The sequence below is a fragment of the Streptomyces sp. NPDC042638 genome, from assembly GCF_040647235.1.
GTDB lineage: Bacteria > Actinomycetota > Actinomycetes > Streptomycetales > Streptomycetaceae > Streptomyces > Streptomyces rameus.
Map to the genome: position 1 here is coordinate 35626 of NZ_JBEZBT010000008.1, position 21146 is coordinate 56771.

Here is a 21146-nt window from a genome sequence, read left to right on the forward strand (position 1 = left end):
GTCGCCGGTATCACCCGGCACATGCGCCGGGCGCACGGCCTCGGCCGGACCCGGATCGCACGTCTGCGTCCCATGCCCGGGCCCGACGGAGGGGCCGGGTCAGCCGACGGGTGTCTCCGGCGGCGGGGTCGCCGCCCCCGGCAGCCGTACCGTCGCCACCGAGCCGCCGCCCTCCGCGCGGGCCAGGGCGACCTCGCCGCCCGCCTGCTGGACCGTACGGGCCACGATGGACAGGCCGAGGCCGGAGCCCGGGAGGGCCCGCGCGCTGGGGGAGCGCCAGAAGCGGTCGAAGACGTAAGGGAGTTCGTCCTCGGGGATGCCGGGGCCGTGGTCGCGGACGGTCAGCACCCCCTCGTTCAGCCGCACCTCGACCGTGCCGCTGCCGGGGCTGAACTTCACCGCGTTGTCGAGGATGTTGACGACCGCGCGCTCCAGCGCCGAGGGCTCCGCCCGGACGAACCAGGGCTCCAGGTCCGCCGTGATCGACAGCTCCGGACCGCGCAGCCGGGCCCGGCGCAGGGCCGCCTCGACGGTGTCCTGGAAGGCGACCACCTGCACCCGCTCACCACGCTGCCCCTCCGAGCGGGACAGCTCCTGCAGGTCACCGATGAGCGCGGCCAGTTCGGTCATCTGCGCCTTCACCGAGGCGAGCAGCGCCTTGCGGTCCTCCGGCGGGATCGGGCGGCCCGTCTCCTCGCTGCGGGTGAGCAGTTCGATGTTCGTACGCAACGACGTCAGGGGCGTGCGGAGTTCGTGCCCGGCGTCGGCGATCAGCTGCTGCTGGAGGTCGCGGGAGCTGGCCAGCGAGGCGGTCATCGAGTTGAAGGACCGCGACAGCCGGGCGACCTCGTCCTCACTGTCGTCGGCCACGGGGATCCGGACGCTCAGGTCCTCGGTGCGGGCCACGTGCTCGACGGCCTCGGTCAGCTCGTCGACCGGCCGCAGCCCGACCCGGGCGACCGCGAGACCCGCGGCACCGGCGCCGACGACCCCGATGGCGGACACGAGGAGCAGGATCAGGGCGAGGTCGTTGAGGTTCTTCTGGGTGCTCTTCAGCGGTGCGGCGACGAGCACGCCGACGTTCGGCCCCCGCCGGCCCTCCGGGGTCGTGGTGGCGAGGACGGGCTTGGTGAGCACCCGCAGCTCGTTGCCCTCGGTGTCGGTGCCGTTGCGGAGGTAGGCCGTGTTGACGTCCAGGTTCCTGATCTCCGTCTTGTCCACCTCGGTGACCTTGATCCTGCCCGAGGCGCCGCCGAAGAGGCAGACCTTGCCGTCCTCCGTGACCACCTGGGAGTACCTGTCCCCGAAGAAGGTGTCACCGGACGGAGTGTCCGTGCAGTGGCCGAGGGCGGGCAGCAGCTGGTCCGGCTCCGTGGTGTTGCGCAGGGACTTCTGCAGGTCCCTGTCGAGCTGCTCGTACAGCTTCCGCTCCACGATGAACCAGCACGTCACCGACACCGCCGCCACCGCGAACGCCACCGCCGCCGCGACCAGCATGGCCAGGCGGGCCCGGATCGGCAGCGCACGGTACCGGCGCGCCAGGTGCTTCACTCGGCGCCGCCCTGCCTCAGGACGTAGCCCACTCCGCGCACGGTGTGGACCAGCCGCGGCTCGCCGCCTGCCTCGGTCTTGCGGCGCAGGTACATCACGTAGACGTCGAGGGAGTTGGACGAGGGCTCGAAGTCGAAGCCCCACACCGATTTCAGGATCTGCTCACGGGTGAGGACCTGGCGCGGGTGTGCCATGAACATCTCCAGCAGGGTGAACTCCGTGCGGGTCAGCTCGACCTGCCGGCCGCCGCGCGTGACCTCCCGGGTCGCGAGGTCCATGCGCAGGTCGCCGAAGGTGAGCGCCTCGTCCTCCTGCGCCTCGGCGGACACCGTCGTCGCGTACGAGATGCGGCGCAGCAGCGCGCGGATGCGGGCGAACAGCTCGTCCAGTTCGAAGGGCTTGACCAGGTAGTCGTCGGCGCCCGCGTCCAGCCCGGTCACCCGGTCGCCGACCGTGTCGCGGGCCGTGAGCATCAGGATCGGGGTGGTGTCCCCCGCACCCCGGATGCGACGGGCCGCCGTCAGACCGTCCATGCGCGGCATCTGGATGTCCAGCACGACCAGGTCCGGACGGTAGGCGGCGGCCTTGTCCAGGGCGTCCGCGCCGTCGACGGCGACCTCCGTGTCGTACCCCTCGAAGGCGAGGCTGCGCTGCAGTGCCTCGCGTACGGCCGGCTCGTCGTCGACGATCAGGATGCGCTGGGGGTCACGGTCGCCTTCGGCGGGGCTCATCGCTCGCGGTTCCTCGGGGTGCGGTGGTCGGGTGGGGCTGCCTCTCAGCGTGCCACGTCCCGCGGGCCGGTGAGCGGCACGCGGGCCGGTCAGGCCCGGACCGTGCTCAGGCGGTGCAGCGGCACCTTGCGGCGGTGCGGGCGGGCGGCGGAGGTGCGCAGGCCCATCATCTGGGGGACCGGGTTCACGGTGACCTCCGGGGCCCGGGGCGGCGGAACGGGCACGTGCAGCTGGGACACGACGGACAGGGCCAGGGTGAGGCCGGCCGGACCGCGTTCGGCCCAGTGGTGGGGAACGTGCTTGATCATGACCTGCTCCTTGCTGTCTCTCGCGCGGTCTGTCGCGCTGTGTGGTGCTAGCTGCCGGAGCCCGCCCGCAGTGCCGCCAGGTCGGACTTGACGGTGTTGACGGGGATGGCGAAGCCGAGGCCGATGCTGCCCGCGTCCGAGGACGAGGACGCCTGCGAACTCGACGAGTACATGGCGGAGTTGATGCCGATCACCCGGCCGCTCGAGTCGATGAGCGCACCGCCGGAGTTGCCGGGGTTGAGGGAGGCGTCGGTCTGGATGGCCTTGTACGTGGTCGTGGAGGAGCCGGTGTCGCCGTTGAACTCACGGCCGCCGAACTGGAACGGCCACTGTCCGTCGCCGCCCTGCCCCTGGCTCCGGCCCTCGTCGGTGGACACGGTGACGTCCCGGTCGAGGGCGGAGACGATGCCGCTGGTGACCGTGCCGGTCAGCCCCTCGGGGGAGCCGATCGCCACGACCGAGTCGCCGACCTGGACGCTGCCGGAGTCGCCGAGCGCCGCCGCCTTCAGTCCCGAGGCACCCCGGAGCTTGATCAGCGCGAGGTCCTTGGAGCTGTCGGTGCCGACCACCTCGGCGGTGTAGCTCTTGCCGTCGCTGGTGCGCACCTTGACCGAGGTGGCGCCGGAGACGACGTGGTTGTTGGTGACGATCTCGCCGTCCGGGGTGACGACCACCCCGGAGCCGGTGGAGGAGCCGCCCGGGAGCGTCGCGTTGACCTCGACGACGCTGGGGCTGACCGCGGCGGCTATCGCGGCGACGTCACCCCTCTTGGCGGTCGGCACCACGGTGGTGCTGCCGCCGGTGGTGGCGACGGTGTCCTTGCCGGCCAGCTCCTGGAAGGTGTACGCCGTGCCGCCGCCGACCGCCGCCGCCACAATGGCGACCGCCGCGAGGAGGGCGACGGGGCCACGGGAGCGCTTCCTCCCGTGCGGCGCGGGGTCCACCGCCGGCCGGTGCGGGGGCGGGGGCGGCCACTCCGGGTTCCCGGGGTTCACCGGCGCGGAGTAGGTGTACGGCGGCTCGTGGGTGCCCTGGCTCTCGGTCATGACACAAGAGTCCCCCGTGACCATGAGAGCTTCCTTAGGGCACCCTGAGAAGCCCGGCAGAACCTCGTTTGCCCGATATGAGGACGTCCGGGGTCAGCTCGCGCAGCCGCAGCTCGTGCGCACCACGAGCCGCGACGGGAACGTCTTCAGCCGCTCGCGCCGCGACCCGGCGACCCGCAGGCCGTCGTCCAGCACCAGGTCGACGGCCGCGCGGGCCATGGCCGAGCGGTCCGAGGCGACCGTGGTCAGCGGCGGGTCGGCGAGCGCGGCCTCCTTGATGTCGTCGAAGCCGGCCACCGCCAGCTGCCCCGGGACGTCGATGCGCAGCTCGCGCGCGGCCCGCAGCACGCCGATCGCCTGGTCGTCGGTGGAGCAGAAGACCGCGGGCGGCCGGTTCGGCCCGGCGAGGAGGTCCAGGGCCACGCGGTAGGCGTCGTAGCGGTTGTACGGCGCCTCGAACAGCCGGCCCTCGGTGGACAGCCCCGCCTCGGCCATGGCCCGCCGCCAGCCCTCGACGTGGTCGGAGACCGGGTCGCCGACGGCCGGCGTCTGCGCCGTGCCGCCCATACAGGCGACGTAGTCGTAGCCGTGCTCCAACAGGTGGCGCACGGCGAGCTGGGCGCCGCCCAGGTCGTCCGTCACCACGGCCACGTCGTCGATGGCCTCCGGACGCTCGTGCAGCAGCACCACCCGGGCGTCCCAGGCGTCGATCTCGGCCGCGGCCAGGTCGTTCAGGGCGTGCGAGACGAGGATCAGGCCCGAGACGCGCATGCCGAGGAAGGCGCGCAGGTAGTGGACCTCGCGTTCGCCGATGTAGTCGGTGTTGCCGACGAGGACCATCTTGCCGCGCTCGGAGGCGGCCTGTTCGACCGCGTGCGCCATCTCGCCGAAGAAGGGCTGCCGGGCGTCCGGGATGATCAGACCTATCAGGTCGGTGCGCCGGGAGGCCATCGCCTGGGCGACCCGGTCGGGGCGGTACCCCAGCTCCTTGATCGCGGCGAGGACACGCTCGCGCGTGGCCGGGGCGACCGGCCGGGGTCCGTTGTTGATGACATAGCTGACGACGGCGGTCGAGGTCCCCGCCAGCCGCGCCACGTCATCCCGAGTCACCTTGGCCACGCGCGGAGTCTACGCGGATTGACCCACTCTGGGCAGGGCGTTTCGCATGGCGGCCGGGTGAGGGGGAAGGCCCCTGCGGACGCCTGTCGTACGGGGCCTACGCCTCGATGTGGGCCTCCACGCCACCGAGGAGGGCGGATGCGTCCACATCTTCCCGCTTTGCCCGGCCGGACGTGCCCTTGGCACCCTTGGCGTCCTCGGCGGACCGGTCGGCCTTCTCGGGCGTAACGAATCGATAACCGACGTTCCGGACGGTGCCGATCAGCGACTCGTGCTCCGGGCCGAGCTTGGCCCGCAGCCGCCGTACGTGCACGTCGACCGTCCGGGTGCCGCCGAAGTAGTCGTAGCCCCACACCTCCTGGAGCAGCTGGGCGCGGGTGAAGACCCGGCCGGGGTGCTGCGCGAGGTACTTGAGCAGTTCGAACTCCTTGAAGGTCAGGTCCAGGACCCGCCCCTTGAGCTTCGCGCTGTAGGTGGCCTCGTCCACCGACAGATCGCCGTTGCGGATCTCCATCGGCGAGTCGTCGTTGACGATCTGCTGCCGGCCCATCGCGAGCCGCAGCCGGGCCTCCACCTCGGCGGGACCGGCGGTGTCGAGGAGGACGTCGTCGATGCCCCAGTCGGCGGTGACGGCGGCGAGACCGCCCTCGGTGACGACGAGGACCAGCGGACAGCCGGGACCGGTGGACCGCAGCAGCTGGCACAGGCTGCGCACCTGGGGGAGGTCGCGCCGGCCGTCGACCAGGATGACGTCGGCGCCGGGTGTGTCGACGAGGGCGGGGCCCTCCGCCGGAGCCACCCGCACGTTGTGCAGGAGCAGGCCGAGGGCCGGGAGCACCTCCGTCGACGGCTGGAGGGCGTTGGTCAGGAGCAGCAGAGAACTCATACGTCTGGTTCCTCCTCGGTCCCTGCGAGGACGCTGTGCGGACGGGCACTGCTCTGCGATCCCGGGGCTCCGTACACCGGCGGTCACCTGAGGTTTCCCGCTGTGTATACAACGCTTCCGAAAGCACAAAAGGACCCGGGGGCTACGCTGCCCGAGTCCTCTGCCAGCAGAATAGCCCACATGAGCAACCGTCCGGCAGGTCATGCGGCACGTTCCACCGTTCGTCCGAATCGCGAGACGGGCAGACGGGGCCCTATCCGGACGTTTCTGCGCACGCCCGACGGGATTGCGGTCGATTCCGTATACGACCCGGGCGCGGCCGTATACGAAGCGTTCCCGCACGCGCCGGAAGCCTCCTCTTCGCCCTCCCGTGACCTGGTGTTCGTGGTCGCGCACGGCTTCACCGGGGACGTGGACCGGCCGCACGTTCGACGGGTGGCCGGCGTCCTGCGCGGTCACGGCGCCGTCGTCACCTTCTCCTTCCGCGGCCACGGACGCTCCGGCGGCCGGTCCACGGTCGGCGACAAGGAGGTGCTGGACCTCGCCGCCGCCGTGGAGTGGGCCCGCGGCTTCGGGCACGCGCGGGTGGTGACCGTCGGCTTCTCCATGGGCGGCTCGGTGGTCCTGCGGCACGCGGCCCTGCACCCCGGCACGGTCGACGCGGTGGTCGCGGTGAGCGCGCCGGCCCGCTGGTACTACCGGGGCACGGCCCCCATGCGCCGCCTGCACTGGCTGGTCACTCGCCCCGAAGGCCGCCTGGTCGGCCGCTACGGACTGCGCACGCGCATCCACCACCGCGACTGGGACCCGGTGCCGCTGGCCCCGGTGGACGCGGTCTCCCGGCTGGCCCCGACGCCGCTGCTCGTCGTCCACGGCGACCGCGACGGCTACTTCCCGCTCGACCACCCCCGGATGCTCGCCGAGGCGGCCGGCGACCACGGGGAACTCTGGGTCGAACCGGGCATGGGCCACGCGGAGCACGCGGCGGACGACGCCCTGGTGGCCCGGATCGGGGACTGGGCGGCGTCGGCGGCGGGCTAGCCTGGCCCCGCACAGACTTTCTTTCCCAGCCGTCGATTGAGGATCGAGATGCCCAAGGTCACCGTGCGCTACTGGGCCGCCGCCAAGGCCGCGGCCCAGGTCGCCGAGGAGCCGTACGAGGCGGACACGCTGGCCGGCGCGCTGGACGCCGTGCGCACGCGCCACCCCGGTGAACTCACGCGGGTGCTGCGGCGCTGCTCCTTCCTCATCGACGGTGACCCCGTCGGGACCCGCGCGCATGAGACGGTACGGCTGGCCGAGGGCGGCACGGTCGAGGTGCTCCCGCCGTTCGCAGGAGGGTGAGCGATGACCAACCAGCCGTACCAGGACGGGCCCCACGAGGGCTACGACCCCTACCAGCAGCAGCACTGGCCCGGCCAGGAGCCGCAGTACGGGCAGCAGCCCGGCCACGACCCGGAACTCACCCAGCAGTGGCAGGGCCAGACCTGGGAGACGCAGACGCACGCGCCGGTGCAGGCCGCGTACCTGCCGCGACAGGAGCAGCAGCCCTACCAGCAGCAGCCGTACCAGGAGCCCCAGTACCAGCAGGCGCAGCAGTTCCCGGAGGCGTACGCGCAGGACCCGTACGCGCACCAGAGCTACGCGCCCGCTCCGGCCCCGGCGGTGACCGAACCGGCGCCCGCACCGGCGGCCGAGGCTCCGGCCGAACCCGCCGGGGCCGCCGCCGGGCCCGCCGCCGGGCCCGCCTACGGCCCCGCCACCGTCGCCGGCAACGCGCGGATCACCGACGCCCAGCGGGCGCGCCTGGAGGGCCGCTCGCCCATCATCGAGCCCGGCATGCAGCCGGCGCTGCTCACCGCCGGCCTGGGCCTGCTGCTCGCCGCGGCGGCCCCCGTCGCCTCGTACGCCCTCGTCGTACCGCTGGTGCTGCTCCAGGCCGTGACGGCGGCGGGCTGGTTCCGGCTGAACGGCATGTGGCCCGCCCGGCAGGGCATCGCGCTGGCGTTCGCCGGCGCGCTGACAGCCGACGTGGCGGTCCTGGCCACCGGCCGTGCGAACGCCCTGGTGGCCATCCTGGGCTCGCTCGGCCTGTGGGTCCTGCTCTCCCTCGTCCTCCAGCTGCGCTCGCACGCCTCGCCGGACGAGCGGATGTACGGCCTGATGGCGACGGTCGCCTCGGCCGCGCTCGCGGTCCTGGCGACGGGCTTCCTGGCCGCCGACCCGCACGCGGTGTCGGTGGGCGCGGCGGCGGTGGCGGTGGCCGTACTGGCCCGCGCCCTGCCCCTGCCGACCCCCGCGTCGGTCGTGGTCGCCCTGCTGGCGGCGGCGGGCGCGGGCATCGCCGTGGGCGACATGACCGGTTTCGGCACGAAGGGCGCGCTGCTGGGCGGCGCCGCCGGGGCGTGCGCGCTGATCGGCCACCGCGCGGCGAGCTACGACTACCCGTCCCGCTTCGTCCACTTCACGGCGGGCGTCTCGCTGCCCCTGTCCGCGGCGGCACCGGTGGTGTGGGTACTGGGGCGGGCGCTGGGTTAGTCAGCCTCCGCGCTTGACGCCGTCGACGAAGGCCGCCCAGGCGGCGGCCTGGAAGACGAGCGCTCCGCGCGCGGGGGCCTTGCTGTCCCGGACGGGAACGAGGGAGGGGAAGCCGTCGGAGACTTCGAGGCAGTCGCCGCCGCTTGTGTTGCTGTAGCTGCTCTTGCGCCAGGTCACGCCGCTCAGGTCGATGGCTCGCACCGCGTCTCCTCCAACATTCGCAGGATGAACTTGCGCGACTCGGCAGGCGACAGCGCCAGGTCGCGCATCGCATCGTACCTACGCTGTAGCAGCTCAACTGTGGCGATATCTTCAATGAGTTCGCCACGGAGATCGTTCTCCGTGTATGCGACCGTATGGCCGTTCAGCAGTCGCAGGAACTTCACGGCAGTGTTCATCAACCCGTGGAGACCGGTGCAGAACGGCAGCACCTGAAGCGTGATGTTCGGGCGTTCGGCGGCTTCCGCCAAGTAGTCCAGTTGCTCCTGCCATGCCCCTCGGTCGTGCAGTGTCGTGCGCAAGACTGCCTCGGAGAGGATGACGCGAAAGGGCGGCGGGTCGTCGCCCTCCAGCAATTGCCTTCGTCCCAGGCGGGCTTCGACCTGCTGGTCCAGTTCCGGGCCCTTGAGCCAGCCTGCCCCGAGGGCTTCGCGCGCGTACCCAGCGGTCTGGAGAAGACCCGGTGGCGCGCTCACCGCGTAGTGCCACAGGCTGATCGCCTCGGCTTCAAGGATCATGTATCGCCGATACTGCTCCTTGAACTGCGTCGGGTCCCCGACCGCCAGCTCCCACAGTGCCAGCAGCAGTCCGGGTGTGCCGTAGTGCTGGTCCAGCGCCTCCACGATCTCCGGGCTGCCCAGACTCCGACCGCTTTCCATCTTCCCGAAGGTCGAGGCGTCCCAGCCCAGTTGATCGGCGAGTTCCCGCAGACTTCCGCCCTTCGCGGCCCTCAGTGACCGGAGTTCCTCCGCGAACCGCAGCCTGGGTTCATGGCTCCTCCCCGTGATCGCCCTCCTCTGCGGCACCGCACCCTCCCTGCTGTGGAATTTGTGGAATTTGATGAGCCCCGCGTTGAATTTGGGCCCCTCACCAGCCCAAACGCCATTTTGATGCGCTATGCTCGTGGGTACTGAACACGCAGCGTAGCTCCACGTGCGCGCTGCGTTCAGGTCTTCATGGAAAGGAGCTGGCCAGTGATGGCAACGACGTCGGAGCCCTACGAGCCCGGACGCCTCCTCTACGACCCGGTCACCGACAAGGTCGGCGAGTACCGGGACCGGGCCGGTCCCTACGTGCTGCTGCGGCCCGTCGGCGGGGGAGTGGAGTGGCAGGCCGATCCGGGGGCGGTGCGGCCGGCCACGGACCGGGAGCGGATCGGTGCGACCGTCCGGGCCGTCAACCACCGGGCCCGGACACTGCCGTCGCTGCCCGCGCCCCTGGACGACGCGAGCAGGCCGCCGCGTCCGGTCCCCGGCTGCGCCTCCTGTCTGGAGCTGGCGGAGCGGCGGGAGGCCGCCCGGGAGGCGCACGACCGCAGCGCCGAGAGTGACGCGAACGTGCTGCTGCGCCAGCACCAGCGCAAGGAGCACCTCGCGTGACGGCCGGGGGCCTGCCGTACGAGGCGTGCCGGCGGGCGCAGCGGGAGCACACGCGGCCGGGAGGCCGGACGGACCAGTGGCCCGCCTACGCGCTTCCGCCGTTCCACCCCGGCGCGTACGGCGGGCGTGAGGCGCGTGGGACGGCGGTCGCCCGGCCCGCGCCCCGGCGCGGTCCGCGTCCCGTGCGCCGCTCCGGGCGCCGGCGGGACGGGGCGGCGATGAGCGGGATGCTCATCGCCCTGTGTGTCGGCGCGCTGCTCGCGGCGGTCGTGCTCGCGGGCGCCCGGGGGCGCTGCTGACGGGCCCGGCGGACAGCCGAAGGGCCGCATCCCCACTGGCGTCCAACCCAGGGGATACGGCCCTTCGGCTCGTCACCGAGCCCTCTTCGGCCCGCTCAGACCGCGATCGCGACCTCGGCGAGCCCGCCCTGCTGGGCGACCACCGTGCGGTCCGCGGTCCCGCCCGGCACCAGGGCGCGGACGGTCCACGTGCCTTCGGCCGCGTAGAAACGGAACTGGCCGGTCGCGGAGGTGGGGACCTCCGCCGTGAACTCGCCGGTCGAGTCCAGGAGACGGACGTAGCCCGTCACCGGCTCGCCGTCGCGGGTCACCTGACCCTGGATCGTGGTCTCACCGGGCTTGATCGTCGAGGCGTCCGGGCCGCCGGCCTTCGCTCCGCACATGCTGTTTCTCCAGAGGGGTCTGACCGGGAGGTCGGTCGGGATGGGTTACGGGACTTACTTGTTGGCGCCGAGCTCGATCGGTACGCCGACGAGGGAGCCGTACTCGGTCCAGGAGCCGTCGTAGTTCTTGACGTTGTCCACGCCGAGCAGCTCGTGCAGCACGAACCAGGTCAGGGCCGAGCGCTCACCGATGCGGCAGTAGGCGATCGTGTCCTTGGCGAGGTCGACGTTCTCCTCCTCGTAGAGGGCCTTCAGCTCCTCGTCCGACTTGAAGGTGCCGTCGTCGTTGGCGTTCTTCGACCACGGGATGTTGCGGGCGGACGGGACGTGGCCCGGACGCTGCGACTGCTCCTGCGGGAGGTGGGCCGGGGCGAGCAGCTTGCCGGAGAACTCGTCGGGCGAGCGGACGTCCACCAGGTTCTGGGAGCCGATCGCGGCCACGACGTCGTCGCGGAAGGCGCGGATGGAGGCGTCCTGCGGCTTGGCCTTGTAGTCGGTCGCGGCACGCTCGGGCACCTCGGTGCCGTCGACCAGCTCGCGGGCGTCCAGTTCCCACTTCTTGCGGCCGCCGTCGAGGAGCTTGACGTTCTCGTGGCCGTACAGCTTGAAGTACCAGTAGGCGTAGGACGCGAACCAGTTGTTGTTGCCGCCGTAGAGGACCACCAGGGTGTCGTTGGCGATGCCCTTCTTCGACAGGAGCTTCTCGAAGCCCTCCTGGTCGATGAAGTCACGGCGGACCGGGTCCTGGAGGTCCTTGGTCCAGTCGATGCGGATCGCGTTCTTGATGTGGTTCTTCTCGTAGGCGGACGTGTCCTCGTCCACCTCGACGATGGCGATGGCCGGGTCGTCCAGGTGCTGCTCCAGCCAGTCGGCGTCGACCAGGACGTCGGTGCGGCTCATGCTCTTCTCCTCCGGGGCAGTTACGGCGGGGCGTGCGAGTGGCGAAAGAGTGCGCGCTCGATGCGCGAGCGGCGCACGGGTGCCCTGAGGGCAGGGCGGGGTGAGGCGCGGGAGCGCGGGGCTTCCGCTCAGAAGGGGCGACAGAGCATGGCGGCGACGCGGCACAGGTCAACTGCCCGCCGCTTCGTGAGAACCGCCTGTCCCCGCGGCTGGAGGACGCTCGTCGAATACCGCATGGGCCCGATCGTAGGGATGTCCGGGCGGGCGTGCCACCGCCGTGTCATATGGCGAGATCCGATCGTCCGTATGCTGGGATGAAGAAAGCGCCCGGAGGTCCTCGCGGACCTCCGGGCGCTCGGATGCCTCCGTCGCATCTACGGTGCGGACGGGGCCGTCTCGCCAGCCGGACAACCGGCTCCCGTGCGCGTTCCCGGTCCCTACCCCGCCAGCCTGACGCCCGAACCCTTCACGCTGATCTCCACACCGTCCGGCGCGGCCTGCACCTTGTCCAGCTTGATGCCGCCGGGCAGCTGGTCGATGGCCTGCTGGAAGTCGGTGATCGCGCGCATGCGGTCCTCGGCGATCGCGGCGGCGCCCAGGCGGGGCAGCGAGTCCGCGTGGACCTCGACCTTGTCGTTCACCACGCTCACCGAGCTGAGCACGGACACCGTCTGGTCGATCGGCAGGGGGCCGAGCGTGCCGGTCACCTTGGCGGCCACCTTGATCTTGCCGTTGCCGCCGTCGGACAGGGCGACGACCTTGGCCGTCACGCCGGGGATGACCTCGGTCGGCTCGGGCTTCGCGGTCTTCAGCAGCTCGGCGTAGGAGACCGTCGCGGTGCCGGTCGCGGTGGCCGCGGTGGCGGAGCTGTAGTCGCTCGAGAACTCGACGTCCTTCATGTCGGCCTTCAGGTCGTCGACCCGGACGGTCTGGCCGGCCTTGCCGGTGGCCGCGTCGTAGGACTTGATGCCGACCTCGACGTCGTCCAGGGAGCCGCCCGCGACCTGGGTGAGGAAGGGGAAGCCCTTGATGCTCACGTCCGGGGAGGAGGCCAGGTGCTCGTTCGCCTTCAGCTTGTCCGCGGCCTTGCCCTCCGCGAAGTGCACCGCGACCCGGTCCACGACGACGAACAGCGCGCCCAGGATCACGACGACGATCAGCAGTATTCGCAGGCCTCGCATGTGGTGGTTCCCCCGGGTCGGTGGCGGATTCGGCATCCGGAACGGATACGCCACGGTAACCCCGTGGCGCCCGGCGGCGGGGAATTTGTGGATCAGTTGTGACAGGTGGCGCCGGACCTACCCTGGAACCATGTACGCCCGGCGCCGGCACATCTACTTCGCCATGATGGGGACCTGTATCGGCCTCTTCGTCCTGGCCTGGGCGGTCGTGCGCATCTGGTCCGTCCCGGCCGCCGTGGGCCTGTGCGTCGTGGCCATGCTCATCCCGCCGGTCGCCGCGATGGTCGCCAACCGGCGGGGCCCGGAGGACCGCTGGTGGGACGACCCCTCCGGTGACCCGCAGTCGGACGACTGGTGGGACGAGCTGGACGGCAAGAAGCGTCCTCCCCGGTAGACCGCCGCCGAGGGGTGGCCGCCGGGCCGCCGCCCGCCCGCTGCTTCCTCGTCAGCGGTATCAGTAGACGAGCGCCTGCGCCCCGTCCGCCAGGGCCTCCTGCACGAAGACCTGGGCGCCCGCGATCCGTACGCCCTCGATGACGTCCTTCTCCGTGATCTCCCGGCGGGCGGCGCACTGCGTGCACAGCGTGATCCGCCCGGCGGCGAGGATCGAGCCGATCAGGTCCGGCAGCGGAGCGGCGTGCGGCAGCTCGAACTCCGCGGCCCGCCCCGGCAGTGCGAACCAGGACGACTCCCCGGTCAGCCACAGGGAGACCTCCACCCCGCTGGCCACCGCCACCGCCGCCACCGTGAACGCCTGCGAGCAGCGCTCGGGGGCGTCCGCCCCGGCCGTCACCTTGATCACGAGCTTCTTCGCCATGACCGAAGCGTAATCCGCTCGCCACAACTCCATGCGCATGCACGGAAGGGCGGCGCGGGTGCCGTGCCGTTCCCGCGGACCGCCGCCCTCCGGAGCGAGCCGCCCGGCTGGGCCGCCCTCGTCAGGAGGGCCGGGATCCAGCCGCGTAAGCTGGGCTGCGGCTCTGTCGTATGACCACCCTCGCTCAAGGAGCACCCGTGGAGATCTTCTTCGAAACCCTGCTGGTCCTGGTCTGCGTCGGCGTGCTCGCCTTCGCGTTCCTGACCGTGAAGAAGCTGTACCAGGGCCAGCGCTGACCCCCATCCAGGAAAGCTTCCGCTCATGATCGAGATCCCGTCCGACCTGCACAAGGACCTCGTCCCCCTCGCCTTTCTGCTCGGCACATGGGCCGGCGCGGGCGTGCACGACTTCCCCGGCTCGGAGAAGTGCAACTTCGGACAGGAGGTCACCTTCGCCCACGACGGCCGGGACTTCCTGGAGTACCACTCCCACACCTGGGTGCTGGACAAGGACGGCGACAAGGTCCGCCCCCTGGAGTCGGAGTCCGGCTTCTGGCGGATCGACGCCGACCGCAAGGTCGAGGTCACGATGACCCGCGACGACGGTGTCATCGAGATCTGGTACGGCGAGATGGCCGACAAGAAGCCCCAGATCGACCTGGCGACGGACGCCGTCGCCCGCACCGCCGCCTCGCAGCCCTACAGCGGCGGCAAGCGGCTGTACGGGTACGTGAAGAGCGACCTGATGTGGGTCGGTGAGAAGCAGACCCCCGAGGTCCCGCTGCGCCCCTACATGTCGGCCCAGCTGAAGAAGGTCGTCACCCCGGAGGACGTCGAGCGCTGGGCCAAGGCCCTGCCGGACGACATGCCGGACGACGGCATCGCCTTCTTCAAGTAGTCCTAGACTCGTCGGTGTGGTGAGCACCGACTGGAAGAGCGACCTCAGGCAGCGCGGCTACCGGCTGACGCCGCAGCGACAGCTTGTCCTCGAAGCCGTCGACACCCTTGAACACGCGACCCCCGACGACATCCTCGTGGAAGTGAGGAAGACGGCGTCGGGGGTCAACATCTCCACCGTCTACCGGACGCTGGAGCTGCTGGAGGAACTGGGCCTGGTCAGCCACGCCCACCTCGGGCACGGTGCGCCCACCTACCACCTCGCCGACCGCCACCACCACCTGCACCTGGTGTGCCGGGAGTGCGAGAACGTCATCGAGGCGGACGTGGACGTGGCCGCCGAGTTCACGGCCAAGCTGCGCACGCAGTTCGGGTTCGACACCGACATGAAGCACTTCGCGATCTTCGGCCGGTGCCAGGACTGTTCCCTGAAGGGTTCAAGTACCACGTCGTAGGCTTGCCGTATGAAGAGCCCCCTGCTGTCCCTGCCCGGTGCCGTCCCAGCCGAGGGCGTGGACGAAGGTGTCGCCGCCCATTACGGCGACTTGTTCCGTGAGCAGCGCGCACTCGCCGACGGGACCGGTTTCGTCGACCTCTCGCACCGCGGTGTCGTCACCGTCACCGGCGAGGACCGGCTGAGCTGGCTGCATCTGCTGCTCACCCAGCACGTCAGCGACCTGCCCGCCGGAGAGGCCACCGAGGCCCTGATCCTCTCCGCGCACGGGCACATCGAGCACGCGCTGTACCTCGTCGACGACGGTACGACCGCCTGGGCGCATGTGGAACCCGGCACCCAGGACGCGCTGATCGCCTACCTGGAGTCGATGAAGTTCTTCTACCGGGTGGAGGTGGCCGACCGGACCGCCGAGTACGCGGTCGTCCACCTGCCCGCCGGGTCCATCGCCGAGGTGCCCGGGGACGCCGTCGTACGCGAGACGGCGTACGGCCGTGACCTGTTCCTGCCGCGCGCCGGCCTGGAGTCCTTCGCCGCGGCCCACGGTCCCGCGGCCGGACTCCTCGCGTACGAGGCGCTGCGGGTGGAGCACCACCGCCCCCGCCTCGGCTTCGAGACCGACCACCGCACCATCCCGCACGAGCTGGGCTGGATCGGCACGGCCGTGCACCTGCAGAAGGGCTGCTACCGGGGTCAGGAGACGGTCGCCCGCGTCCAGAACCTGGGCAAGCCGCCGCGCCGGCTGGTCTTCCTGCACCTGGACGGCAGCGACGTCCACCTGCCGGTGGCGGGCACCGAGATCCGGCTCGCCGACGAGGGCCCGGAGGGCCGCAGGATCGGCTTCGTGACGACCTCGGTACGGCACCACGAGCTGGGCCCGGTGGCGCTGGCGCTGGTCAAGCGGAACGTGCCGCTCGACGCGCGGCTGATCGCCGGGGACACGGCCGCCGCCCAGGAAGTCGTCGTAGAGCCCTAGCCCCGCAGTGCCTAGATCTCCAGCAGTACGGTGAACGGGCCGTCGTTCGTCAGGGACACCCTCATCTGTGCGCCGAACCGGCCCGTCGCCACGGTCGCGCCCAGCTCGCGCAGCCGGGCCACCACCTCGTCGACCAGCGGCTCGGCGACGTCTGCGGGGGCCGCCGCGTTCCAGGTCGGGCGGCGGCCCTTGCGGGCGTCGCCGTAGAGGGTGAACTGGCTGATCACCAGCAGCGGTGCGGCGGTGTCGCTGCACGACCTCTCGTCGCCGAGCATGCGGATCGTCCACAGCTTGCGGGCCAGCTGGGCCGCCTTCTCCTTGGTGTCCTCATGGGTCACGCCGACGAGGACGCACAGTCCCTCGCCCTCGATCGCGCCCACCGTCTCGCCGTCCACGACGACGCTCGCGCCGTCCACCCTCTGCACCACCGCACGCATGCGGACCATCATGCCCGGTGTTCCGCGCTCGTCCGCAGGGGGCCCAATTTGGATCCGTTACCCACCATCTAGGGCCGTTCGGGGGGACTCGGTCACATTGCGGTCGGTTGGGGTGGCACCATGCTTCCACACGCGCCGGTCGAGGGGACGGTCACCACTAGATGAGCACACCGAGTACCAGCGGGCGGCTGGGGAAGCAGGGGACGCGCCGGCCGCCCGCGCCGCGCGCGGACGGCACCGCGGGCCCGGCGCTGCCCGTCGAGCCGCTCGAGCACGACCTGCCCCGGCTGAGCCTGCCCGAGCTGCGTGCCCTGCTCCGCGACGCCCAGCGTGACGAGGCGGATCTCAGCTATGTGCGGCGCCTGTTGCAGGGCCGGATCGACATCCTGCGCGCGGAGCTGGGCCGGCGCGGCCGGACGTCCCTGCCGGCGCCGACGGACGGCTCCGTGGTCGACCGGCTCCCGGAGATCCTCCAGGACGCCCCGGCCAGACAGCGCTCCTCGGCCCGCCATGTCACGCTCGGCACCCCGCACAACGAGGAGTACCGGCTGCTGGCCGCCGAGATGCTGGGTGAGGTCGAGCTGTCCGACCTGACGGCGCGGACCGATCCCGAACTGACCGCGGCCATGGGGAGACTGGTGCGCTACGAGCAGGAGGTCTCGCGGCGCCGGCAGCGGCTGCAGCGCACGGCCGACGGCTGCAGCGGGGAGATCGCGCGGCGCTACCGGGTCGGCGAGGCGCAGGTGGACGACCTGCTGACATGACGCGGCCGGCCCAGGGAGCGGGCGCGGCGCGGCGCGCGGAGGGCGCCGCCTCCGAAGAGGCCGACGCCCCGGTGCGCTCGTCCGGGCGGCTGTGCTGCCCGGGCCTTCGCCGCAGTCTCCCCTCCGGCGACCCTGACGGTGTATCCGTAGTGAGCTGTTCAGTTGTGGCTGTGCGATGGTGCCCGTCTTCAGTTGTGGCTGTGCCGTGCCGGGCACCCGGCTCCCCTCCGGAGGGGGCCCCGGCCAACCGTCGCCGACTTCGACCATATGGGAGAACTTGGTCACCAACTTATGCAACTTGGCGTCGACTTGGAAGTGTCCGGTAACCATCTGACGCACAACTGTAGGAACCTGGCGGGAAGTTGTAGGGTGCGCTCGTGGACCCGGAGCACGTCTCCGCCAGTGGACGGACGAGGTCACAGCGGCCCCGCGCGTCGCACCGCGAGATAGCCGACGAACTGCGCAGCCGGATCAGGTCCGGGGTGCTGCGGCCGGGTGAGCGCATGCCCACGCAGGCCAGGCTGGCCGGCGAGTTCGGCGTGGAGCGGGGCGTCGTACGGCAGGCGTTGCGGACGCTGCACGAGGACGGCCTGCTCAGCGACGTCAGCAAGGGCAGCCCGCCCCGGGTCGCCGGGCCGGCTCCCGCGCACGGGGAACCGCGGCCGACCATGGTGGCCCTCGCCCCCCGGCTGACCGAGGCGTTCTCCGTGCCCCACGTCCGGATCGACGCCGTCTGCCTGACCGCGCAGAGCCTCATTCCCGCTCTCGGCGAGCCGCTGCGCCTGATCCACGAGGGACGCGTCCGCCCCGAGCGGATCGACGTCCGGATCCTGCTGCCGTCCCGGGACATCCACCTCGCCTTCCCGGTCTCGGTCGACGCCGGCCATGACGACGACGCCGTCCACCAGCGCTGGCTGGTGATGCGCAACGCCCAGGGCCAGGTGCTCCGGCACAACCTCCAGGCCCTGCGCCGCACCCACGACATCGACGTCCACGTCACCTTCAGGGCCTTGCCGTTCACCCCGCCGGTGAAGCTTTACCTGCTCAACGGCGCGGAGGCGCTGCACGCGTACTACATGATCACGCGCCGTGAGGAGCCCACCGAGAGCGGAACGCTGGAGATCTACGACGCGCTCGGTTCCGAATCCCTCCTCTTCTCCTTCGACCGGCGGACCGGGCAGCGGGACGCGGCGTTCGTGGAGGAGTCGCAGAAGTGGTTCGACGCGCTCTGGGAGACCATCACCACGGACCTGACGCTCTCCCGGTGACGTCCGGCGGGCGGACCGGCCCGGCGCCCGGCTGCGTAGGCTCCCCTCATGGGTGAGATGGGCCTGCGTGAGCGCAAGAAGCGGCAGATGTACCAGGACGTGTCGGACATCGCCGTGCGGCTGTTCCTGGAGCGGGGTTTCGACGCGGTGTCCGTGGCGGAGGTCGCCGCCGCGGCCGGGATCTCCAAGCCGACCCTGTTCCGGTACTTCCCGGCCAAGGAGGACCTGGTCCTGCACCGGATCGCCGATCACGAGACGGAGGCCGCGCGGGTGGCCGCCGGGGCGGCCGACCCGGTGGACGCGCTGCGCCGGAACTTCCTCGCGGGGCTGGAGCGGCGCGATCCGGTCACCGGGCTGAACGGCCACCCCGCCGTGCTCGCCTTCCACGCCCTGCTGTACGGCACTCCGTCCCTGGTGGCGCGGGCGTACGCCCATCTGGAGCGGTCGGAGGCGGCGCTCGCGGAGGTGCTCGGCGGCGGGCTGGACGGGCGGCTGGCCGCCGGGCAGATCATCGCCGTCCAGCGCATCCTCGCCCAGGAGAACTGGCGGCGGATCGCGGCCGGGGAGCCGGTGGAGGAGGTGGCTCCGGACGCTGTCCGGGCGGCGGAGCGGGCGTTCCGTCGGCTGGCCGAGGGGCTGCCCGAGCTGAGGCCGCGGCGATGAGGCAGCCGCGCTCATGAGACTTGGTTAAAAATGTAACTCGGTAACGTTATGGCGGTACGCTGGCGTCATGACGTCACCCGACCCCGCCCTCCCGGAGACCCTGCACGCCGAGCGCGCCTATCACGACACCTGCCGTACGGCCCTCACCGCGATGGTCGAGGGAGCCGCCGAGCAGGTCGTCGTCGGCGAGGACGTCTCCGCCTCCGGAGCCGACGCCGAAGTCCTCGGCTACCGCCTGCGCAGCCAGGCCAAGGCCATGCGCGAACTCCCGCCCGGACCGCTGTTCTTCGGCCGCCTGGACTTCGCGGGCGGCGACCCGGAGCACGGCGGCCAGAGCTACCACGTGGGCCGGCTCCGCATCACCGAGGACCCGACCGCCCCGCCCCTCGTGGTCGACTGGCGGGCCCCCGTCTCCCGCGCCTTCTACCAGGCGAGCGCCCGCGACCCCCGGGGCGTCGAGGTGCGGCGCCGGTTCGGCTGGGCGCCGGGCAGCCGCGGCGAGCCCGCCGACCTCACCGGGCTGGAGGACGAGCACCTGGGCCGGGGCGAGTCGCGGACCAGCGACATCGTGGCCCGCGAGATCGAACGGCCGCGCGTCGGACCCATGCGGGACATCGCCGCCACCATCCAGCCCGAGCAGGACGACCTCGTACGCGCCCCCCTCGGCACATCGGTGTGCGTCCAGGGCGCCCCCGGCACCGGCAAGACCGCCGTCGGCCTGCACCGCGCCGCCTACCTGCTGTACACCCACCCCAAGCGGCTCCAGCGCTCCGGGCTGCTCATCCTCGGCCCCAACCGCACCTTCCTGCACTACATCGCCGAGGTGCTGCCCGCCCTCGGCGAGACCGGCGTACGCCAGTCGACCCTGCTGGACGAGATCGCCCGGCACCCGGTCACCGGCACCGACCCCGTCCCCACGGCCACCGTCAAACACGACCCGCGCATGGCCGAGGTGCTGCGCCGGGCGCTGTACGCGCGCGTGAACACCGACGGCGTTGGCGACCTCGCCGTACCGGACGGCTCCTACCGGTGGCGGGTGCCCGCCGGTGAACTGGCCGCGGTCGTCGCACGGGTCCGCGCCGAGGAACCGCCGTACGCCGTCGGCCGCGAACGGGTGCGGACCCGGCTGGTACGGCACGTGCGCGAGCGGGCCGAACGGCGCTCCGGGACGCTGCCCGCCTCCTGGGTGCGCCGTATCGAACGGGCCCGGCCGCTCACCGCCCACCTCGACGCGGTCTGGCCGAAGGCCCGCCCCGAGGAGGTCCTCGCGGAACTCCTCACCGACGGCGCGGTACTGGCCCGGGCCGCCGACGGCCTGCTCGACCCCGACGAGCGGGCGGCGCTCCTGTGGCCCCGGCCGCCGCGCTCGTACAAGTCGGCCCGCTGGTCGGCCGCCGACCTGGTCCTGCTGGACGAACTCGCCGGGCTCATCGAACACCCCGAGGGCCACGGCCACATCGTCGTGGACGAGGCGCAGGACCTCTCACCGATGGAGTGCCGGGCCATCGCCCGCCGGGTGGTCTTCGGCTCACTGACCGTCCTCGGCGACCTCGCCCAGGGCACCACGCCGTGGGCCGCCCGGGACTGGTCCGTACAGCTGCGCCACCTCGGCCGTCCGGACGCGGCCGTGGTGCCGCTGACCACCGGGTTCCGGGTGCCGGCGGCCGTCGTGGAGCTGGCCAACCGGCTGCTCGGCCGCCTCGGCGTCGCCGTACCCGCCGCGCGCTCCCTGCGTACCGACGGGGAGCTGACCCTCCGGCCGACCGAGGACGTGCTCGGCACCACCGTCGCCGCCGTACGCGACGCCCTGGCCCGGGAGGGCTCGGTCGGAGTGGTCACGGCGGACGCGGACACGGACCGGGTGCGGGCGGCGCTCACCGTGGCCGGCCTCGACCCGGCCGGGCCGGACACGCTCGGCGCCCGGCTGACCGTCGTACCCGCGAGCCTGGTCAAGGGCCTGGAGTACGACCACGTCATCGCCGTCGAACCGGCGGCGGTGGCGGAGGCGGAGGAACGCGGCGCCCACCGCCTGTACGTGGTCCTGACCCGCGCGGTCTCCCGCCTGGACGTGGTCCACACCCACCCCCTCCCGTTCTGACCTCCGCCCCCCGAGGCACCCCGAAGGGGCGCGGGGAACCGCGCGACCGGCCACGACGCACCCGGCACCCGCAAGCGCCACGCGGCGCCCTGAAGGGGCGCGGGGAACTGCGCGACCGGCCACGACGCACCCGCACCCGCAAGGGCCACGCGGCGCCCTGAAGGGGCGCGGGGAACTGCGCGACCGGCCACGACGCACCCGCACCCGCAAGCGCCACGCGGCGCCCTGAAGGG

The 21146-nt window shown here is 72.0% G+C and carries 26 protein-coding genes; 13 read left to right on the forward strand and 13 right to left on the reverse strand.

Translation table 11 applies throughout. The annotated features are described in order from the left end of the window. Nucleotides 1-99 precede the first annotated feature (99 nt). The 6 genes from AB0B40_RS09450 to AB0B40_RS09475 form a co-directional block, all read right to left on the reverse strand. Nucleotides 100-1551, reverse strand: coding sequence for a HAMP domain-containing sensor histidine kinase (locus AB0B40_RS09450; protein ID WP_345059055.1), 1452 nt, complete (start codon nt 1549-1551; stop codon nt 100-102). Continuing rightward, on the reverse strand, nt 1548-2282 hold the full coding sequence (locus AB0B40_RS09455; RefSeq protein ID WP_345059053.1) for a response regulator transcription factor: 735 nt from the start codon (nt 2280-2282) through the stop codon (nt 1548-1550). The genes AB0B40_RS09450 and AB0B40_RS09455 overlap by 4 nt, the downstream gene beginning before the upstream one ends. Nucleotides 2283-2371: 89 nt before the next feature. Beyond that, nucleotides 2372-2590, reverse strand: coding sequence for a hypothetical protein (locus AB0B40_RS09460; RefSeq protein ID WP_362263628.1), 219 nt, complete (start codon nt 2588-2590; stop codon nt 2372-2374). A gap of 47 nt (nt 2591-2637) precedes the next feature. Continuing rightward, nucleotides 2638-3636 carry a trypsin-like peptidase domain-containing protein gene (locus AB0B40_RS09465; protein WP_345059049.1) on the reverse strand — a complete coding sequence of 333 codons (999 nt, stop codon included), beginning with the start codon at nt 3634-3636 and terminating at the stop codon, nt 2638-2640. Nucleotides 3637-3729: 93 nt separating this feature from the next. Next, nucleotides 3730-4755, reverse strand: a complete 1026-nt coding sequence (locus AB0B40_RS09470) for a LacI family DNA-binding transcriptional regulator (RefSeq protein ID WP_362263629.1) — start codon at nt 4753-4755, stop codon at nt 3730-3732. Nucleotides 4756-4852: 97 nt separating this feature from the next. Further along, a complete protein-coding gene (locus tag AB0B40_RS09475; RefSeq protein WP_345059045.1) occupies nt 4853-5641 on the reverse strand; it encodes a response regulator transcription factor in 789 nt (262 codons plus the stop codon). Between the two features lie 180 nt (nt 5642-5821). On the opposite strand from AB0B40_RS09475, the gene AB0B40_RS09480 reads away from it, so the two are divergent. Genes AB0B40_RS09480 through AB0B40_RS09490 form a run of 3 tightly spaced genes read left to right on the forward strand, consistent with a single transcriptional unit; the run spans nt 5822 to nt 8179 of the window. Continuing rightward, nucleotides 5822-6682, forward strand: a complete 861-nt coding sequence (locus AB0B40_RS09480) for an alpha/beta fold hydrolase (RefSeq protein ID WP_362263630.1) — start codon at nt 5822-5824, stop codon at nt 6680-6682. Between the two features lie 48 nt (nt 6683-6730). After that, nucleotides 6731-6985, forward strand: a complete 255-nt coding sequence (locus AB0B40_RS09485; protein ID WP_345059041.1) for a MoaD/ThiS family protein — start codon at nt 6731-6733, stop codon at nt 6983-6985. Nucleotides 6986-6988: 3 nt separating this feature from the next. Further along, nucleotides 6989-8179: a hypothetical protein gene (locus AB0B40_RS09490; RefSeq protein WP_362263631.1), complete on the forward strand. Its 1191-nt coding sequence runs from the start codon at nt 6989-6991 to the stop codon at nt 8177-8179. Here the strand turns inward: AB0B40_RS09490 and AB0B40_RS09495 are convergent, their stop codons facing one another. Together AB0B40_RS09495 and AB0B40_RS09500 are read right to left on the reverse strand one after the other, a co-directional pair. Further along, nucleotides 8180-8380, reverse strand: a complete 201-nt coding sequence (locus AB0B40_RS09495; RefSeq protein WP_345058765.1) for a DUF397 domain-containing protein — start codon at nt 8378-8380, stop codon at nt 8180-8182. Beyond that, on the reverse strand, nt 8362-9204 hold the full coding sequence (locus tag AB0B40_RS09500; RefSeq protein ID WP_362263632.1) for a helix-turn-helix transcriptional regulator: 843 nt from the start codon (nt 9202-9204) through the stop codon (nt 8362-8364). Before AB0B40_RS09500 ends, AB0B40_RS09495 begins: the two co-directional genes overlap by 19 nt. Nucleotides 9205-9375: 171 nt before the next feature. On the opposite strand from AB0B40_RS09500, the gene AB0B40_RS09505 reads away from it, so the two are divergent. Both AB0B40_RS09505 and AB0B40_RS09510 read left to right on the forward strand, forming a co-directional pair. Beyond that, the gene (locus tag AB0B40_RS09505) at nt 9376-9777 is read left to right on the forward strand and encodes a hypothetical protein (protein WP_345058763.1); all 402 of its coding nucleotides are present in this window, start codon (nt 9376-9378) and stop codon (nt 9775-9777) included. Continuing rightward, nucleotides 9774-10076 carry a hypothetical protein gene (locus tag AB0B40_RS09510; RefSeq protein WP_362263633.1) on the forward strand — a complete coding sequence of 101 codons (303 nt, stop codon included), beginning with the start codon at nt 9774-9776 and terminating at the stop codon, nt 10074-10076. The genes AB0B40_RS09505 and AB0B40_RS09510 overlap by 4 nt, the downstream gene beginning before the upstream one ends. Nucleotides 10077-10171: 95 nt before the next feature. On the opposite strand, the gene AB0B40_RS09515 is transcribed toward AB0B40_RS09510, so the two are convergent. From AB0B40_RS09515 to AB0B40_RS09525, 3 genes are all read right to left on the reverse strand, one after another. After that, complete coding sequence (locus AB0B40_RS09515; RefSeq protein ID WP_004986406.1) at nt 10172-10459, reverse strand: DUF1416 domain-containing protein; 288 nt, start codon at nt 10457-10459, stop codon at nt 10172-10174. A 54-nt stretch (nt 10460-10513) separates the two neighbouring features. After that, complete coding sequence (locus AB0B40_RS09520) at nt 10514-11359, reverse strand: sulfurtransferase (RefSeq protein ID WP_345058758.1); 846 nt, start codon at nt 11357-11359, stop codon at nt 10514-10516. Nucleotides 11360-11796: 437 nt separating this feature from the next. Further along, nucleotides 11797-12540, reverse strand: a complete 744-nt coding sequence (locus tag AB0B40_RS09525; RefSeq protein WP_362263634.1) for a DUF2993 domain-containing protein — start codon at nt 12538-12540, stop codon at nt 11797-11799. Between the two features lie 130 nt (nt 12541-12670). Here AB0B40_RS09525 and AB0B40_RS09530 point away from each other — a divergent pair, with 130 nt between their 5' ends. After that, nucleotides 12671-12934: a DUF3099 domain-containing protein gene (locus tag AB0B40_RS09530; RefSeq protein ID WP_345058754.1), complete on the forward strand. Its 264-nt coding sequence runs from the start codon at nt 12671-12673 to the stop codon at nt 12932-12934. A 60-nt stretch (nt 12935-12994) separates the two neighbouring features. Here the strand turns inward: AB0B40_RS09530 and AB0B40_RS09535 are convergent, their stop codons facing one another. After that, the gene (locus AB0B40_RS09535; RefSeq protein ID WP_345058752.1) at nt 12995-13357 is read right to left on the reverse strand and encodes a DsrE family protein; all 363 of its coding nucleotides are present in this window, start codon (nt 13355-13357) and stop codon (nt 12995-12997) included. A 321-nt stretch (nt 13358-13678) separates the two neighbouring features. On the opposite strand from AB0B40_RS09535, the gene AB0B40_RS09540 reads away from it, so the two are divergent. Genes AB0B40_RS09540 through AB0B40_RS09550 form a run of 3 tightly spaced genes read left to right on the forward strand, consistent with a single transcriptional unit; the run spans nt 13679 to nt 15683 of the window. Next, nucleotides 13679-14254, forward strand: a complete 576-nt coding sequence (locus tag AB0B40_RS09540; RefSeq protein WP_345058750.1) for an FABP family protein — start codon at nt 13679-13681, stop codon at nt 14252-14254. A 16-nt stretch (nt 14255-14270) separates the two neighbouring features. After that, complete coding sequence (locus AB0B40_RS09545) at nt 14271-14708, forward strand: transcriptional repressor (protein ID WP_345058748.1); 438 nt, start codon at nt 14271-14273, stop codon at nt 14706-14708. A 9-nt stretch (nt 14709-14717) separates the two neighbouring features. After that, complete coding sequence (locus tag AB0B40_RS09550; RefSeq protein ID WP_345058746.1) at nt 14718-15683, forward strand: folate-binding protein; 966 nt, start codon at nt 14718-14720, stop codon at nt 15681-15683. 11 nt (nt 15684-15694) lie between these two features. On the opposite strand, the gene dtd is transcribed toward AB0B40_RS09550, so the two are convergent. Then, nucleotides 15695-16120, reverse strand: a complete 426-nt coding sequence (dtd, locus tag AB0B40_RS09555) for a D-aminoacyl-tRNA deacylase (RefSeq protein WP_345058743.1) — start codon at nt 16118-16120, stop codon at nt 15695-15697. A 161-nt stretch (nt 16121-16281) separates the two neighbouring features. Between dtd and AB0B40_RS09560 the strand changes: the two genes are divergently transcribed. From AB0B40_RS09560 to AB0B40_RS09575, 4 genes are all read left to right on the forward strand, one after another. Then, a complete protein-coding gene (locus tag AB0B40_RS09560; protein ID WP_345058741.1) occupies nt 16282-16884 on the forward strand; it encodes an aerial mycelium formation protein in 603 nt (200 codons plus the stop codon). Nucleotides 16885-17261: 377 nt separating this feature from the next. Continuing rightward, the gene (locus AB0B40_RS09565) at nt 17262-18152 is read left to right on the forward strand and encodes a winged helix-turn-helix domain-containing protein (protein ID WP_345058739.1); all 891 of its coding nucleotides are present in this window, start codon (nt 17262-17264) and stop codon (nt 18150-18152) included. A 48-nt stretch (nt 18153-18200) separates the two neighbouring features. After that, nucleotides 18201-18815: a TetR family transcriptional regulator gene (locus AB0B40_RS09570; RefSeq protein WP_345058737.1), complete on the forward strand. Its 615-nt coding sequence runs from the start codon at nt 18201-18203 to the stop codon at nt 18813-18815. A gap of 67 nt (nt 18816-18882) precedes the next feature. After that, nucleotides 18883-20913, forward strand: coding sequence for an AAA family ATPase (locus tag AB0B40_RS09575; RefSeq protein WP_345058735.1), 2031 nt, complete (start codon nt 18883-18885; stop codon nt 20911-20913). Nucleotides 20914-21146: the final 233 nt, after the last annotated feature.